The organism is Celerinatantimonas marina (assembly GCF_046054165.1).
GTDB lineage: Bacteria > Pseudomonadota > Gammaproteobacteria > Enterobacterales > Celerinatantimonadaceae > Celerinatantimonas.
The window spans coordinates 1-14,781 of the sequence record NZ_JBFNXK010000004.1; the positions used below are offsets into that span (position 1 = coordinate 1).

Here is a 14,781-nt window from a genome sequence, read left to right on the forward strand (position 1 = left end):
GGAGCGGCACACGAGGTTCGAACTCGTGACCTCAACCTTGGCAAGGTTGCGCTCTACCAACTGAGCTAGTGCCGCATAAGGACAAATATTTACACCTGAAATTTGGAGCGGCACACGAGGTTCGAACTCGTGACCTCAACCTTGGCAAGGTTGCGCTCTACCAACTGAGCTAGTGCCGCATTAAAGCATCTGGAAAATCGATGCCTTACAGGGCTGCGAATTATACGGTTAACCTTCCGCTTTGCAACCCCTTTTCATCGAATTTTTAGAAAAAAGCGTCCGTTTGACGATTATCCGTTCAACTTAAAAAAAGTTTGTTGATAATGCCGTAATTCTTCTATGGATTCCCGGATATCATCTAATGCCAGATGAACCCCTTTTTTCTGCACTCCATCTAAAATTTCCGGACGCCAACGACGAGCCAGTTCTTTAATCGTACTCACATCGATATTTCGATAATGGAAAAAAGCTTCCAACTTCGGCAAATGTACACTCATGAAACGACGATCTTGGCCAATCGAATTCCCACACATCGGCGAAACCCCTTCCGGTAGCCATTGCCGCACAAAAGCTAAAGTCTGCTCAGCGGCCTGTGCTTCATCAATCGTACTTGCTTTAACCCGATCAGTGAGCCCCGATGCCCCATGAGTCCGAGTACACCAGTCACCCATCGCCGCTAATGCCGCATCACTTTGGTGAATAGCAATCACGGGCCCTTCCGCCAAAATATTTAATTGGGCATCGGTCACAATGCTCGCAATCTCAATCACTTTATGTTGCAGCGGGTTCAGACCGGTCATCTCCATATCGATCCAGATCAGATTCTGTTTACTGACTGTCATCTTGCACCTTTATAACTAAACTTTTCTGTATAAGCGAATTACAGGTATCATAGACGTTTATCCAGACCGAGGAAACCGGCAACTCACGTGGCAAAAAAGAAAAAGCTTAATCAGGGCCAACAGCGGCGGGTTCAGGCCAATGCCCAGAAACGCCTTCAGCAACAACGACCTGAACAGTGGCAGGAAGATGAACTTGGCCCATCCGAAAGTGGCGTAGTCATCAGCCGTTTCGGGCAACATGCGGATATTCAGGCCGAAGATGGCGCCATCTTTCGCTGCAATATCCGCCGGACCATTAGTTCACTGGTCACCGGAGACGAAGTCGTCTGGCGCCGGGGCAATGAGACTCATTCTGGGATTACCGGTATCATCGAGGCGGCACACGAACGACGCAGCGAGTTGCTACGCCCTGATTATTATGATGGCTTAAAACCCATCGCGGCTAACATTGATCAGGTAATTATCGTCAGCGCCCTAAAACCCGAATTTAATACCGATATTATCGATCGTTATCTGGTCGCCATTGAAAATACCCATTTAGAACCGCTGATCCTGCTCAATAAAATCGATCTGTTCAATGATGACATGCGCCGTGAAATTGAACCGCAGCTCGATATCTATCGCGCTCTAGGCTACACCCTGCTCACCGCCAGTTGTAAAACTGATGATGGACTAGAGGCCTTAAAAGCGCAATTAGCCGGTCAAACCAACGTTTTTGTCGGACAATCTGGCGTGGGTAAATCATCACTGGTGAATGCACTCCTGCCCGAGGTCGACACGGCCACTCAGGAAATTTCTGATATCTCAGGACTCGGTCAACATACCACCACCACGGCGCGACTTTATCCGCTCCCGGAAGGCGGACGTTTGATCGATTCTCCCGGGATCCGTGAATTTCAGCTCTGGCATTTGGAGGCCGACCAGGTCACGGAAGGTTTTCGGGAATTGCGCTCACTACAGGGACACTGTAAATTCCGGGATTGCAAACATATCAGTGATCCGGGATGTGCCTTTGTCGAGGCGGTGGCCGCAGGTCAGGTCAGCCAGATGCGCTATGATAGTTATCTGCGTATTCTTGAAAGTATGCAGCAAAACCGGCCCAGCCGACATGCACCACCCCGTTAACCGATAAACTTACACTTAAAAAAGGTATCTGATCGTGCTTGATAAATTACAGATCGCGTTCCAATACATTTTGCCTAAACGGGCTCTGTCTCGTTTAGTCGGCTATCTGGCAGCGGCTCAGGCCAAAGAACTGACCCAATTTGTAATCCGCCAGTTTATTCGTTATTACAAAGTAGATATGAGTGAAGCGCTTAGCAGCGATCCGAGCTCATTTAAAACTTTCAATGAATTTTTCACCCGGGAACTGAAGCCCGGTGCTCGTCCGATTGTTGAAGGTGAGCACACACTTGCGCATCCAGCCGATGGTCGTGTCAGCCAAAAAGGGTCTATTCGTTTTGATCGCATTATTCAGGCGAAGGGCCATGATTATAGTGTCAAAGATTTGCTCGGGGGCCGTGACACACTAGCCAAAGAATTTGATGATGGCACGTTTACCACCATCTACTTGTCCCCTCGTGATTACCACCGTGTACATATGCCTATCGACGGCACACTACGTGAGATGATCCATGTACCGGGCGAACTATTTTCAGTTAACCCACTGACCGCACAATATGTCCCCGAACTGTTCGCCCGAAACGAACGGGTCGTTGCCATCTTTGATACCGCGGTCGGCCCCATGGCAATGGTGCTGGTAGGAGCCACCATTGTGGCCAGTATTGAAACGGTCTGGGCTGGAACGATTGCACCAGCGGGTGGCCAGATTAGTCAATGGCATTATCAGCAACAACCTCCAGTCACGTTAAAAAAAGGTGATGAGATGGGCCGGTTTAAACTCGGCTCAACGGTGATTCTTCTCTTTGGGCATGATGCCATTCAACTGGATAAAAGTGTTCGCTCCGGAGAAATCACCCGCATGGGCAGTCTGTATGCGACGCCCAAAATTAAGGCTGCCGAAACGGATCCTGCTCCGGAACCGAATGACTCAGACTCAGATTCTGATTCTGAATCTTGATCATTTGCCAAAAAGTGCGTAGTTCATCACTGAGCTGCGCACTGCGGCAGGTTTTCAGTTGCCAATGGACTGGCAATAGTTGCCGATATTCCGGTTGTAGATATCGGTCATCGGCCAGAATAATCGTACCACAATCATGACTGCCCCGAATCACCCGGCCTGCGGCCTGAATGACCCGTTGCATCCCCGGATACAGATAATGCAACGCATAACCATCTTCATCATGTGCATCAAAATACTCTCGTATCGCTTCATTTTCAGCATTAAACTGGGCCAGCCCTACGCCCACGATCATCGCTGATTCCAACTGTTCCCCGGGTAAATCAATGCCTTCCGAAAAAATACCACCCAACACGGCGAGCCCAATCTGCGGAGTCCTGACATCAGCAAGGGTTGCCACAAACTGCTCCCGGGCTTCATCATCCATTTGGGGTTGCTGTATGAGAAGCGGTAAATCTTCGGGTAATCGTTCAGCCACAGCCTGTAAATAAGCAAATGAAGGAAAAAAGACCAGATGATTGGCCGGCCGATGATAAAAATTCGCAGCGATCACCTCTGCCAAAGGAACATAACTGGCAGCTCTAGCCCGATAACGCGTATTGATATCCGATAATATCCAAACACCCTGCCGCTGTGCCGGATAAGGGCTTGGCAGACACTGTTGATAGTGATCCGGAGCTAACCCGAGTAACCGTGCTGTCGCGTCCATCGGCTGTAAAGTGGCCGAAAAGAAAATCACGGCATAGGCTTTCTCAAAGCGTTTGGTCAGCTCCGGAGCCACATCCAGACAAGCCAGTTTGATGCGCTCCTGATGTGACTGACGTAAGAGTTGATAACCATAATGAACATCGACCAACTCGCTGCGCTGCAAAAACCGAAACAATTCAAAATACAGGGACATCACCGCATCATCAGGCACTAAACTCTGCGCCAATTGTTGCTCAATCGTTTCGGTAAAGCGGTGCATCGATCGCAACAATGCATCGGGCGATTCGATATTAACCCGTTCCCCAGAGAGATCTTTGTGAGCACTCACTATCTTAGAAAACTGCTGACGAAGGCTCCGTACTCGTTTTGCAATCACTTCCGGTAATGTTTCCCGAGCCAAACGGCGCAACACAGCATGACTCAGCTGTGCACTATACAACGCCCGGGCGCGAGCCATCACATTGTGCGCTTCATCCACTAACAACACATAGTTTCCCCCCGCCGCTTGTGTTAGCCAGCTCATCGAGCCTTCACTATCCAATGCATAGTTATAATCAGCAATGATCAAATCAAACCAAGGGGCCATCAGCATAGCCAGATAATAGGGGCAAATGGTATGCCTCTGAGCCTGTATCTGTAGAGCCTTCGCATCTAACACAGTCTCTTTAAGCAGCTGAAGATCAATCTGATGCAACTTTGCATAAAAATTCTGTGCATATGGACAACTGGACTGACAAGCCGCTCCGGGATTCACACAAGCACGCTCTTTGCCGGTTAAAACGATGGCCCGTAACCGAGCCCCCTGTTGATTGAGCGCCCGCAGCGCTTGCAACGGCAGCGACTGAGTACTATTTTTGGCGGTCAAATAAACGACTTTATCTACGGATTGCCCCAGCAAACGAGTCGCCGGATACAGGGCTGCCATCGTTTTACCAATACCGGTTGGAGCTTCGATAAGCAGTTGTTTTTGATGCCGAATCGTCTGATAGACAGCCGCCGAAAATCGGTGTTGACCGGGGCGAAAAGGTAAGTAAGGGAACGCTAACTCAAGCACCGAATCGTTCCGTTCACGGCGCAATTGCTGAAAGATACGACTCCAGTTCAGGTAACGTTCAAACCAAGCTTCGATAGCATCCCGGGATTCGGGATGGTGATAATTTTGAGTCAGTTGCTCAAGGCAATTTGCTTTTTCATCCAGATAGGTCAGCTTCAGCTCAATCTGAGCCTGCGAATGCATTTCACACCAGAGGTAGCCATAACATTGCAGCTGCGCCCAGTGCAGCAAACGGGCACTTTCCGGCACCTGAGCCACACTGACGCGGATGGTTTTAATTTCTTCAAGCCATTGGGTCGCCAGCATGCCATCGACTCGTCCTTGGATCTGCAGCTGATCCTCGCCCTGAGTCCAACACCCACTGAGCGTGACTTCCCGTTCAACCGTTGCAGGTTGCCGTTTCTGGTAACGCTTCTGCGCCGCAATGCCTTGAATTCCGCTCACCGCAGGTAAAAAACGACTATCCAGCGAGCCTTGCGTCGCGACCAGTTCACATAAATCCCGAACCGCAACCTTAAACTCGGCCATCAGGCTCGCTCATAGCCGAAGCTGACCACTTGCTCAATCCGTTCAGCACCTAGTGCCAGCATGAACACCCGATCTAGCCCTAGCGCTACACCGGAGCAATCCGGCAGCCCATGCGTTAAAGCCGCCAAAAAACGCTCATCAGCAGCCATCGGAGGAACCCCAGCCTGTCGGCGCAGTTCATTATCCTGCTCAAAGCGCCGTCGCTGCTCATTGGCATCGGTCAGCTCATGAAAACCATTCGCCAACTCAACCCCTTTAAAATAAACTTCAAAACGCTCACTCACCCGAGGATCATCGGTGGCGATACGGGCCAATGCCGCCTGAGAAGCCGGGAAGCGTTCAATAAAACACGGTTGCTGCTGACCAATCTTAGGCTCGATACCCAACGCAAACAGCAGTTGCAACTGACTATCCCGATTCGTCTCAGTACTGAGTAGGTCGGCCACATTAAAAGCTTTTCCGGCGTCAATCAGCTGTGATCGGGAAGCATTCAGCGGATCAATCCCCAAATAATTGATAAACGCCTGTTGATAACTCAAATACTCTGCCGCAGGGCACTGCAATAACGTTTGCAACAGAGCATCCATTTCATCCATCAACTGTGGCAGGCTAAAGTCAGGCCGATACCATTCCAACATCGTAAACTCCGGATTATGGATCCGTCCGGCCTCCTCGTTACGAAAACTCTTACAGATCTGAAAAATAGCCCCGCTGCCCGCGGCGAGTAACCGCTTCATATGAAATTCAGGTGACGTCTGTAAATACAGCGTTTTCCCTCTCGGAGCGGCAGGGCCGATGAGATCCGTGGCAAAGTTTCGCAAGTGCAGATCCGTAACGCCAAATTCACTCAATGCCGGAGTTTCGACTTCTAAGACGTCCCGTTTGGCAAAAAATTGCCGAACCGTTCCCAGCAATTGAGCCCGGGCTTTGAGCATCTCTATCGCAGCTGAAGGTTGCCAATTTGACGCAAAATTAACTAAAGATAAATCATTCATCGTTGAAAACTCTATACTTAGATATGTAATCACAACTTAAAAACAAAGCCTGACTGGCATTCATGATTCAGCTATTTGTGTTGACTTTAATCAAATACTTAAGATGAATACCATTCACAATGGATGCCTAACACAACCCAAGGAGCATTGCTGTGAAACTCATCCAAATGGATGTCGCAATCATTGGTGCAGGAGGTGCCGGCCTGCGAGCAGCCATCGAGATTGCCAAGACACATCCCGAACTTAAGATTGCCCTCATCTCTAAAGTATACCCGATGCGAAGTCATTCCGTCGCGGCCGAAGGTGGCGCCGCCGGAGTGGTGCAGGACCATGATAGTTTCGACAACCATTTTAATGATACTGTTTCTGGTGGGGATTGGTTATGTGAACAAGATGTGGTCGAGTATTTTGTCGAACAAGCCCCCAAAGAATTGATCCAGCTTGAACATTGGGGATGTCCCTGGTCACGCAAAGCGGATGGCAGCATCAATGTGCGCCGTTTTGGTGGCATGAAAATTGAGCGCACTTGGTTTGCGGCCGATAAAAGTGGCTTCCATATTCTGCACACCCTATTTCAAACCTCCATCCAATATCCATCCATTCATCGTTTCGACGAACACTTTGTGCTGGATCTAGTCTGTGAAGATAACCAAGTCAAAGGAGTGCTCGCCATTGACCTGATGGAACACGAAGCCAAACTCATCCAGGCTAAATCTGTCATCATTGCGACCGGGGGGGCGGGTCGAGTTTATCGGTATAACACCAACGGGGGAATTGTCACTGGGGATGGAATGGCACTGGCTTACCGTCATGGCGTCGCGCTGCGAGATATGGAATTTGTCCAATACCATCCGACCGGTCTGCCGGGAACCGGGATCCTGATGACCGAAGGCTGTCGCGGTGAAGGTGGAATATTAACCAATAAAGAGGGCTATCGTTATCTGCAAGATTATGGATTGGGGCCAGAAACACCGGTTGGCCAACCTAAAAATAAATATATGGAACTCGGCCCTCGTGATAGACTCAGTCAATGCTTCTGGCAAGAAGCTCAAAAAGGCCGAACCATTGCAGGCCCATTCGGCGATTATGTCAATCTGGATCTGCGCCATCTAGGAGCGGATTATCTCAATGAACGACTCCCCTTTATCTGCGAACTAGCCCAAGCCTATATGGGCATTGATCCAACGTTAGAACCGATTCCCGTTCGACCCACCGTGCATTACACCATGGGCGGTATTGAAACCGACGGCCAGTGTGCAACTTCGATGCAGGGATTATTTGCCGCTGGTGAATGCTCATCAGTCGGACTGCACGGAGCCAATCGACTCGGTTCAAACTCTCTGACTGAAATTGTCGTATTCGGAGCAGTAGCCGGCCGTTCAGCCGCTGAATTTGCCTTAAATCATGCCACAGCATCCGGCGATGAAAATACCTTACTCTCTCAAGCTCAGGAAAGTCTGGATCGCGCACTGGCCCTCAAACATACCGGCGGACATGAAGATCCCGCAAAAATCAGGAATGAAATGGGCGACTCGATGGAAGCCGGAGTGGGGATTTATCGCACCCAAGAAACCATGCAACAAACCATTGATAAACTGGCTGAATTAAAACAACGCTACCCCCAAATTGCACTGAAAGACGACTGTGATGTGTACAACACTGAATGGCTGTATGCCGTTGAGCTGGGCTATCTGTTAGATGTTGCCGAAGCCATGGCGGTTAGTGCTATTCATCGTCAGGAATCGCGCGGTTCCCACCAGCGGCTCGATGGTTATACCGAACGTGACGATGTGAACTTTTTAAAACATACACTCGCTCACTATCGTCCCGATCAACCCCCGGAAATCAGTTTTTCGCCGGTTAAAATCACCAAATCACAGCCTGCCGTGCGGGCCTATGGTGCCGCCGCGGAACAATCGCAACCGTCATCATCACAGGAGGGCTAACGGATGAGCAATCACATGACGCTGCGTATCCTGCGTTACCTACCGGGTCAGGATAAAGAACCGCACTTCCAGCATTATGAAGTGCCATTTACCCATGAAATGTCGCTGCTAGAAGCTCTGGGATATATTAAAGATCACTTGGACTCAACACTGGCTTATCGTTGGTCCTGTCGAATGGCTATTTGTGGGAGTTGCGGCATGATGGTCGACGGAGTTCCTAAGTTGGCTTGTAAAACGTTTCTGCGAGACTACGAAAACGAACTGACCATGACCGTCGAGCCATTGGCCCACTTCCCGATTGAACGCGATTTAGTCGTTGATATGTCAGGTTTCGTGGCCAAACTAGAAGCGGTTAAACCGTATATCATCACTCAGGAACCACGCAGTATTGAAGATGGATGTACCACGCAAACCCCCAAACAACTGGCACAATATAAACAGTTTTCAATGTGTATTAACTGTGGTCTCTGTTATGCCGCCTGTCCACAATACGGACTCAACCCCGATTTTACCGGTCCAGCTGCTTTAGCACTGTTACACCGTTATAACGTCGATAGTCGAGATCAAGGTCAAGCGCAACGTATGCCTCTTTTAAATCAGGAAGAGGGGGTCTGGAGCTGTACCTTTGTAGGGTACTGTTCTCAAGTCTGCCCCAAAGGGGTCGACCCTGCTGCCGCAATTCAGTTGGGAAAAGTGGCCAGCAGTAAAGACTACCTGATTAGCTTACTCAAACCGGGAGATTAACCATGTCTATTCGTCAACCTTATGTTCGCCCAATGAAAGCGAATTGGTGGTTAAAAAGCGGCTTTTATATCAAGTATATGATTCGAGAAGGCTCTTCTATCGTTCTGGCAATTTACAGCCTAATCCTACTCGCAGGATTATTCAGGCTCAGTCAGAGCGCCGAGTCATTTCAAAGCTGGCTACATGCGATGAAAAATCCGGTTGCGATCATCTTTCACTTAATCGCGCTGCTGTGGATTTTGTATCATAGTGTCACTTGGTTTGAGCTAGCCCCCAAAGCCGCCGATCTCTGGATTAAAGAGAAAAAAATCCAGGACTCAGTCATTGTTCGCAGCATGTACGTGATACTGGCTATTGTCAGTGTCGCCATACTCATCATCGTTGCGATTTAAGGAGAACCAAGATGAAACGTTCCAATGAGCCTATTTTTTGGGGATTATTTGGTGCCGGAGGAATGGTTGCCGCCATAGTCATTCCGGTTTGCATTCTGGTCACCGGACTTTTAATCCCTCTGGGAATCGTCACCGACGACAGCTATAGCTATGAGCGTGTGCTCGCGATGGCTGGGAATCTGATTGGTGCCGCCGTCCTATGGATCATCATCAGCCTACCGATGTGGCATGCCATGCACCGGATCTATCATGGATTACACGATTTAGGGATTCATGTTGGTTTGAAACTAAAATGTCTCTGTTATGGCATTGCGATGATTGTCACCATTGCTAGTGCCGTGTTACTGCTACAGATAGTCCTGCGTTAACCATCAGAGGCCCTCAGATGAAAAAGCCCACAAGTGGCTTTTTCATCTGATCCGAGAGTCTGGGACTTAATAGGAGGCTCAGCCTCCCGATACATCACAGAACAACAGGGAAACGCTCATTATTTAGCAACGCGGCTTACATATTCACCTGAGCGGGTATCCACTTTGATGACTTCACCAATTTGGATAAACAATGGAACGCGAACCACCGCACCTGTACTTAATGTGGCAGGTTTACCCCCGGTTCCGGCGGTATCACCTTTCAGACCTGGATCCGTATCCGTCACTTCTAATTCCACAAAATTAGGTGGTGTTACGGCGATAGGAGCTCCATTCCAAGCGGTAATCGTGCAGACATTTTGCTCAACCAGCCATTTGGCACTATCACCAACAGCTTTTTCGTCAGCAGCAATCTGTTCAAAGGTATCATTATTCATGAAGTGCCAGAATTCGCCATCGTTATACAGATAGGCTAAATCCATATCCATCACATCGGCACCTTCAACACTATCACCAGATTTGAATGTTTTTTCCAGAACTTTACCAGTTAACAGACGACGAATTTTAACTCGGTTAAAAGCTTGACCTTTGCCCGGTTTCACAAATTCATTTTCAAGGATTGAATAAGGCTCGCCATCAAGCATAATTTTTAGCCCTGAGCGAAATTCATTGGTACTATATGTTGCCATTTTTTCCTCTTACACCAATTATTCGTTTTCAAATGTCGCAAATTGTAACCCGAAACAGCTCATCTTTGCAGATAAATTGGCAAAAAGAGCTCGCCAATGTCATTACCGATCCCAAACAGCTACTGCTCGCTCTGAATTTAGATCCAGAACAGTACCAAGATCACATTCAAGCCCGCCAATTATTTCCTATGCGGGTGCCCCGTTATTTTGTTGAACTGATGCAAACGGGCGATCCGAATGACCCCCTACTTCGACAAGTTCTACCCGATCAGGCTGAATTTCTCACAACCCCCGGATTTAGTGCGGATCCATTAGAAGAGCAGCAATCCGCAATTCCGGGGCTATTACATAAGTATCAGAATCGGGTGTTACTCGTTATCCGGGGGGGCTGTGCCGTCAATTGTCGGTACTGCTTTCGTCGGCATTTTCCCTATCAGGACAATGCTCCGGGAAGTCACGGCTGGCAAGCCGCCATCGATTATATTCAAGCGCATTCGGAGATCAACGAAGTGATCTTTAGCGGCGGTGATCCACTCATGGCCAATGATCATCAACTCACAAAACTCATTGATGCACTGGCGGCTATCCCGCATTTGAAACGGCTGCGAATACATAGCCGACTTCCGGTCGTTTTGCCTTATCGGATCACCCCCCAACTGGTACAACTTTTGGCCCATTGCCGCCTGAAGACCATCCTTGTGACCCATATTAATCACCCGAATGAAGTCAGTGACACATTCAAGCAATACATGGCTCCCCTCGCTGAGGCAGGGATCTGGCTACTCAATCAAAGTGTATTACTCAAGGGCGTTAACGATGATGCTCAGATTCTGGCACAACTGAGTGAAAAACTATCTGAATGTGATATTCACCCTTATTATCTGCATCTGTTGGATCGGGTACAAGGCTCGGCTCATTTTGAGATATCGCACGAGCGAGCCATCGCGATCATGCAGGCACTTTATCCTTTGTTACCTGGATTTTTAGTGCCTCGTTTAGTTCGAGAAGAAGCGCATAAAACCAGCAAAACGCCTCAGGATTTAGGATTGAGCTAACTCTGGATATTCCATGTTATACTCACAGCATCATTCATGGTTAACCGTAACAAATGAACCGACACAACGTCATTGAACAACTCCAGATCAATATTAAGACGATCTACCACAAAGCCATCGACGCCGATAAGCTTATCTCGGAGCAGCAAGCGGATGGCTTAGGCCAATTTGATCAGATCTTTGTTAGTGAGAGCCCGTTTAATACGCAGGCTGACCATTTTCTACCTTATGTTGAAGAGATGGCCAATGATCTTGTCGCCTTGCAGCAATGTGAAGATGATGCACAATTTACTCAGCAACTCGAACCGCTTGTCAGTAAAATCGAACTCGCCCATAAAACGCTGGCATCATTCAAGCAACTGCTAGGATAAACGGCTAAATAGGTGTTCCTCATTGGGCTCTACCCAACAAGAATAGAGGCTATTGCGATAAGTCGACCTTCCTGTGATCGAGTATGAAGAACACTGATTTCCGGATAGCCGCTCGACATTAAAAAAGCGCGCTCCATCAAAATTGAACGCGCTTTGGTTTAATCTTTACCGGAACCAGCAACCACTTACCATTTCATTTCACCCGTGTTCACTTTGGCACTCATTTCCAATGTCTTCTCACCCACCAAACTAGGATATTTAGCACGCATTGCAGCAATCACTTGTGCGGAACCGTTGGCATTTTTCAACGCATGGTTAAAAGCTTGCAAATATTCTTGGGTAAATTGCACCGCTTGAGCTCCTTTAGGCATGGTGTGGATGTAATGGCCTGGGATCACGGTTGTGGGGTTCAGCGCCAACATCGCATTCAAATCATTGATCCAACCTTGGCGTGCCGCTGCTGTTTGTGTATCCGCAGTCCAAACGTGTTGCCCTGAAACCACACCAACCCCGCCTAAAATAGTTCGCTGCTGCGGGATCCATAAAAACGCCCCGTAATCATCGGCTTTACGTAGTTCAACCGTTTCACCATCAACCTTGAAAACCCGCTGATTTGTTGCCTGAGGCACAATGATTTTACTCGGTGCGCCATCTTTTAAGATGGGGCCCCAATAAGCTATTTTAGCCGCCTTGGTGGCGTTGATATGATCAACCACTTTTTGGCTCGCAAGCACTTTGGCATTTGGGAAGGCCGCCACAATCGGCTGTAATCCAAAGTAAAAATCCGGGTCGCCACAAGTAATCAGAATAGTCGTCAGTTTTTTGCCGCTGTCTTTAATCATTTGCACCAATTGAGCACCGTCCTTAATACTGAACTGCGCATCCACCAGCATCGCTTCATGTGGACCGGTAATGAGTGTCGAGCTAATGGGAAACACGCCCGTTTGCTGCGGATTATAGGTTTGTAGCTGCAAATCAGCGGCATTAGCGTTACCCATTCCCATAGCGAACACCGCACTCATGAGAAACCCTTGCAGCAGCATCGCTTTAGCTCGTACTACCTTCATTAAAATTTTCATATCACATCCTGAATTATTTATAAATTAAACTGAAAACCATGGCTGAAGTTGTTTTATTAACGCGCTCGGATCACCGTAAAAATGGTTAATGGGCACCTGAATAAACTGTTCATCGCGCTGCACAAGTAAACTCGGAAATCCTTGAGCTCCGGTTTGCGCCATCAATTGCCGGGTTTGCTCGATCATCTGGCGGGCTTGCTGCTGAGCCGCATCGCTGCGTGCTCGTAACCAGGTTTGTGCATCGATATCCAATCGAGCCGCCAATTCATCTAAAACCTCGGCTTGGCTGATATCTTTACCATCGACATACCACGCATGTTGGACTGCGTTCAGCATAGCCAAAGCCTCTGCAAAACTGTGTTGTTGCAACGCTAACATGGCCGCACTAGCCGGTAGAGAATCGAGCACGACCGATTGATCGTGGCACAGATGCTCACGGTAGTTATCGCCAAGGCGAGCCCCTGTCAATTGCGCAATGCGGGCATCATGCTCGCGCACGTGCTGATGCCATTCGGCATCAATACGGCGACGGCTATAATCCATAAACAAGCCCCCCGAGTGCAGCACATTCTGAGTGGGCCATGCTTCGGCGGTGGCTTGTAGCAGTGGCAGAGCGCCGTAACTCCAGCCACATAGCGGATCGATAATCCAATGCAGCGAAAAATGAGTGGCTGTGATCATCACGAAATATCCTCGATTCAATGAATGTCATCTATTTTAAGTTTCACTTTAAGAAACAAAATACCCATAATAAGAGACAGTTTGTTTCATAAATCGACCATATACTTCAACAAGGGTCGTGATAAGCACGGTTCACAGCCGTACACCAAGACGAGCGGTTTAAAAATTTAAGGGGGAATGATGGATCGAATCACTGCGGCACAAGTCTTTAACCGTATCTGTGAATTAGGCAGCTTAAGCGCGGCATCGCGAGCCATGGGTATGTCGCGACCAATGGTCAGTCGCTATTTAGCAGAAATGGAAGATTGGGCAGGCACCCGTTTACTGCATCGCTCGTCTCGCAAATTAAGTCTCACCCCAGCAGGGGAACAGCTCCTTTCGCAAACTCAAGCCTTACTACAATTAGCCGATGGCATTCGCCAGGTGGAACTACAACAAACAGTAGCAGGAACCTTGCGGGTGTCCTGCTCACATGTGACCGCCCTGCGCATTTTATCGCCCGTATTAGCCACATTTCTAAAACAGCACCCAGCGCTTAAAGTAGAAGTGCAGATCAGTAACCAAAACGTCAACTTAGTCGCCGAACGCATTGATTTAGCCATTCGCATCACCAATGATCTTGACCCCAACGTCATCGCTCGCAATTTGGGCGAGTGTCACTCGATCCTATGCGCCAGCCACAATTATTTAGCGGAATACGGCACGCCAAATACCCCTGCGCAACTACGCAACCATAACTGCTTGCATTACAGCAACTTCTCCGATGGCGAATGGTTGTTGACGACACCGGATGGCGAGCGGATCCGAGCCCCCATCCAAGGCAATTTATGTGTCAATGAATCATCCATTTTACTCAACGCCGTACTGGATAATGCCGGCATTACCATGCTGCCCCTACTGGATGCAGCCCCCTACATTGCCGACAACCGTCTGCAAAGGGTATTACCAGACTACACACCACAAATACTGGGAATTTACGGCATCTATCGTAGCCGCATACATCAACCTTTATCACTGAAATTACTGCTGGAAGCGATTAAAAACTTCCTCATTGAGGCGAACCAACAGGCGTTAGCCACCATTGCAAGGAGTAGCCTAGAGCGCCCCGATGAAACCATCAAGCAACCGTAAGCAAACCCCGGCTCCGATAACGCTGCATGCAGGATCCTTTTTTAGAATGGACTTAGCAAGCAGCGCGTCACGAATGATCATGACACAACGAGCAAAGTGCCCATCGATACACTCTATG

The 14,781-nt window shown here is 48.6% G+C and carries 15 protein-coding genes and 2 tRNA genes; 9 read left to right on the plus strand and 8 right to left on the minus strand.

The features are described from left to right. Nucleotides 1-2: 2 nt before the first annotated feature. From ABUE20_RS05310 to orn, 3 genes are all read right to left on the minus strand, one after another. Nucleotides 3-75 (minus strand) — tRNA-Gly (locus tag ABUE20_RS05310). Between the two features lie 28 nt (nucleotides 76-103). Further along, nucleotides 104-179: transfer RNA gene (locus ABUE20_RS05315), tRNA-Gly, on the minus strand. A gap of 111 nt (nucleotides 180-290) precedes the next feature. Then, on the minus strand, nucleotides 291-842 hold the full coding sequence (orn, locus tag ABUE20_RS05320; RefSeq protein WP_408618817.1) for an oligoribonuclease: 552 nt from the start codon (nucleotides 840-842) through the stop codon (nucleotides 291-293). Between the two features lie 87 nt (nucleotides 843-929). Here orn and rsgA point away from each other — a divergent pair, with 87 nt between their 5' ends. Together rsgA and asd are read left to right on the plus strand one after the other, a co-directional pair. Continuing rightward, nucleotides 930-1,967: a small ribosomal subunit biogenesis GTPase RsgA gene (gene rsgA / locus ABUE20_RS05325; RefSeq protein WP_408618818.1), complete on the plus strand. Its 1,038-nt coding sequence runs from the start codon at nucleotides 930-932 to the stop codon at nucleotides 1,965-1,967. A 34-nt stretch (nucleotides 1,968-2,001) separates the two neighbouring features. After that, complete coding sequence (asd, locus tag ABUE20_RS05330; RefSeq protein ID WP_408618819.1) at nucleotides 2,002-2,922, plus strand: archaetidylserine decarboxylase; 921 nt, start codon at nucleotides 2,002-2,004, stop codon at nucleotides 2,920-2,922. Here the strand turns inward: asd and ABUE20_RS05335 are convergent. Both ABUE20_RS05335 and epmA read right to left on the minus strand, forming a co-directional pair. Beyond that, nucleotides 2,852-5,212 carry an ATP-dependent DNA helicase gene (locus ABUE20_RS05335; RefSeq protein WP_408618820.1) on the minus strand — a complete coding sequence of 787 codons (2,361 nt, stop codon included), beginning with the start codon at nucleotides 5,210-5,212 and terminating at the stop codon, nucleotides 2,852-2,854. The two genes, asd and ABUE20_RS05335, sit on opposite strands and share 71 nt — an antisense overlap. Next, nucleotides 5,212-6,207 (minus strand): elongation factor P--(R)-beta-lysine ligase, encoded by a 996-nt coding sequence (epmA, locus tag ABUE20_RS05340; RefSeq protein ID WP_408618821.1) that lies wholly within the window; start codon nucleotides 6,205-6,207, stop codon nucleotides 5,212-5,214. Before epmA ends, ABUE20_RS05335 begins: the two co-directional genes overlap by 1 nt. A gap of 167 nt (nucleotides 6,208-6,374) precedes the next feature. On the opposite strand from epmA, the gene frdA reads away from it, so the two are divergent. Genes frdA through frdD form a run of 4 tightly spaced genes read left to right on the plus strand, consistent with a single transcriptional unit; the run spans nucleotide 6,375 to nucleotide 9,657 of the window. Further along, on the plus strand, nucleotides 6,375-8,153 hold the full coding sequence (gene frdA, locus ABUE20_RS05345; RefSeq protein WP_408619057.1) for a fumarate reductase (quinol) flavoprotein subunit: 1,779 nt from the start codon (nucleotides 6,375-6,377) through the stop codon (nucleotides 8,151-8,153). 3 nt (nucleotides 8,154-8,156) lie between these two features. Then, nucleotides 8,157-8,897 (plus strand): succinate dehydrogenase/fumarate reductase iron-sulfur subunit, encoded by a 741-nt coding sequence (locus ABUE20_RS05350; RefSeq protein WP_408618822.1) that lies wholly within the window; start codon nucleotides 8,157-8,159, stop codon nucleotides 8,895-8,897. Between the two features lie 2 nt (nucleotides 8,898-8,899). Continuing rightward, nucleotides 8,900-9,289, plus strand: a complete 390-nt coding sequence (locus tag ABUE20_RS05355; RefSeq protein ID WP_408618823.1) for a fumarate reductase subunit C — start codon at nucleotides 8,900-8,902, stop codon at nucleotides 9,287-9,289. 11 nt (nucleotides 9,290-9,300) lie between these two features. Next, the gene (gene frdD / locus ABUE20_RS05360) at nucleotides 9,301-9,657 is read left to right on the plus strand and encodes a fumarate reductase subunit FrdD (RefSeq protein WP_408618824.1); all 357 of its coding nucleotides are present in this window, start codon (nucleotides 9,301-9,303) and stop codon (nucleotides 9,655-9,657) included. 119 nt (nucleotides 9,658-9,776) lie between these two features. On the opposite strand, the gene efp is transcribed toward frdD, so the two are convergent. Then, entirely contained in the window at nucleotides 9,777-10,346 is a 570-nt protein-coding gene (gene efp, locus ABUE20_RS05365; RefSeq protein WP_408618825.1) for an elongation factor P, read from the minus strand. Nucleotides 10,347-10,378: 32 nt separating this feature from the next. Between efp and epmB the strand changes: the two genes are divergently transcribed. Together epmB and ABUE20_RS05375 are read left to right on the plus strand one after the other, a co-directional pair. Continuing rightward, complete coding sequence (gene epmB, locus ABUE20_RS05370; protein WP_408618826.1) at nucleotides 10,379-11,401, plus strand: EF-P beta-lysylation protein EpmB; 1,023 nt, start codon at nucleotides 10,379-10,381, stop codon at nucleotides 11,399-11,401. Between the two features lie 53 nt (nucleotides 11,402-11,454). Next, nucleotides 11,455-11,772, plus strand: a complete 318-nt coding sequence (locus ABUE20_RS05375) for a hypothetical protein (protein ID WP_408618827.1) — start codon at nucleotides 11,455-11,457, stop codon at nucleotides 11,770-11,772. A gap of 185 nt (nucleotides 11,773-11,957) precedes the next feature. On the opposite strand, the gene ABUE20_RS05380 is transcribed toward ABUE20_RS05375, so the two are convergent. Continuing rightward, nucleotides 11,958-12,794: a Vmh family MBL fold metallo-hydrolase gene (locus tag ABUE20_RS05380; protein ID WP_408619058.1), complete on the minus strand. Its 837-nt coding sequence runs from the start codon at nucleotides 12,792-12,794 to the stop codon at nucleotides 11,958-11,960. An 81-nt stretch (nucleotides 12,795-12,875) separates the two neighbouring features. Next, nucleotides 12,876-13,532, minus strand: coding sequence for a DsbA family protein (locus ABUE20_RS05385; protein ID WP_408619059.1), 657 nt, complete (start codon nucleotides 13,530-13,532; stop codon nucleotides 12,876-12,878). A 180-nt stretch (nucleotides 13,533-13,712) separates the two neighbouring features. Between ABUE20_RS05385 and ABUE20_RS05390 the strand changes: the two genes are divergently transcribed. After that, the gene (locus ABUE20_RS05390) at nucleotides 13,713-14,663 is read left to right on the plus strand and encodes a LysR family transcriptional regulator (protein WP_408618828.1); all 951 of its coding nucleotides are present in this window, start codon (nucleotides 13,713-13,715) and stop codon (nucleotides 14,661-14,663) included. Nucleotides 14,664-14,781 lie beyond the last annotated feature (118 nt).

Bases quoted from the DNA above. Each gene is read 5' to 3' on its own strand.
- orn (WP_408618817.1), bottom strand. From the start codon at position 842: ATGACAGTCAGTAAACAGAATCTGATCTGGATCGATATGGAGATGACC.
- ABUE20_RS05335 (WP_408618820.1), bottom strand. From the start codon at position 5,212: ATGGCCGAGTTTAAGGTTGCGGTTCGGGATTTATGTGAACTGGTCGCG.
- epmA (WP_408618821.1), bottom strand. From the start codon at position 6,207: ATGAATGATTTATCTTTAGTTAATTTTGCGTCAAATTGGCAACCTTCA.
- frdA (WP_408619057.1), top strand. From the start codon at position 6,375: ATGGATGTCGCAATCATTGGTGCAGGAGGTGCCGGCCTGCGAGCAGCC.
- ABUE20_RS05350 (WP_408618822.1), top strand. From the start codon at position 8,157: ATGAGCAATCACATGACGCTGCGTATCCTGCGTTACCTACCGGGTCAG.
- ABUE20_RS05355 (WP_408618823.1), top strand. From the start codon at position 8,900: ATGTCTATTCGTCAACCTTATGTTCGCCCAATGAAAGCGAATTGGTGG.
- frdD (WP_408618824.1), top strand. From the start codon at position 9,301: ATGAAACGTTCCAATGAGCCTATTTTTTGGGGATTATTTGGTGCCGGA.
- efp (WP_408618825.1), bottom strand. From the start codon at position 10,346: ATGGCAACATATAGTACCAATGAATTTCGCTCAGGGCTAAAAATTATG.
- epmB (WP_408618826.1), top strand. From the start codon at position 10,379: ATGTCGCAAATTGTAACCCGAAACAGCTCATCTTTGCAGATAAATTGG.
- ABUE20_RS05375 (WP_408618827.1), top strand. From the start codon at position 11,455: ATGAACCGACACAACGTCATTGAACAACTCCAGATCAATATTAAGACG.
- ABUE20_RS05380 (WP_408619058.1), bottom strand. From the start codon at position 12,794: ATGAGTGCGGTGTTCGCTATGGGAATGGGTAACGCTAATGCCGCTGAT.
- ABUE20_RS05385 (WP_408619059.1), bottom strand. From the start codon at position 13,532: ATGATCACAGCCACTCATTTTTCGCTGCATTGGATTATCGATCCGCTA.
- ABUE20_RS05390 (WP_408618828.1), top strand. From the start codon at position 13,713: ATGGATCGAATCACTGCGGCACAAGTCTTTAACCGTATCTGTGAATTA.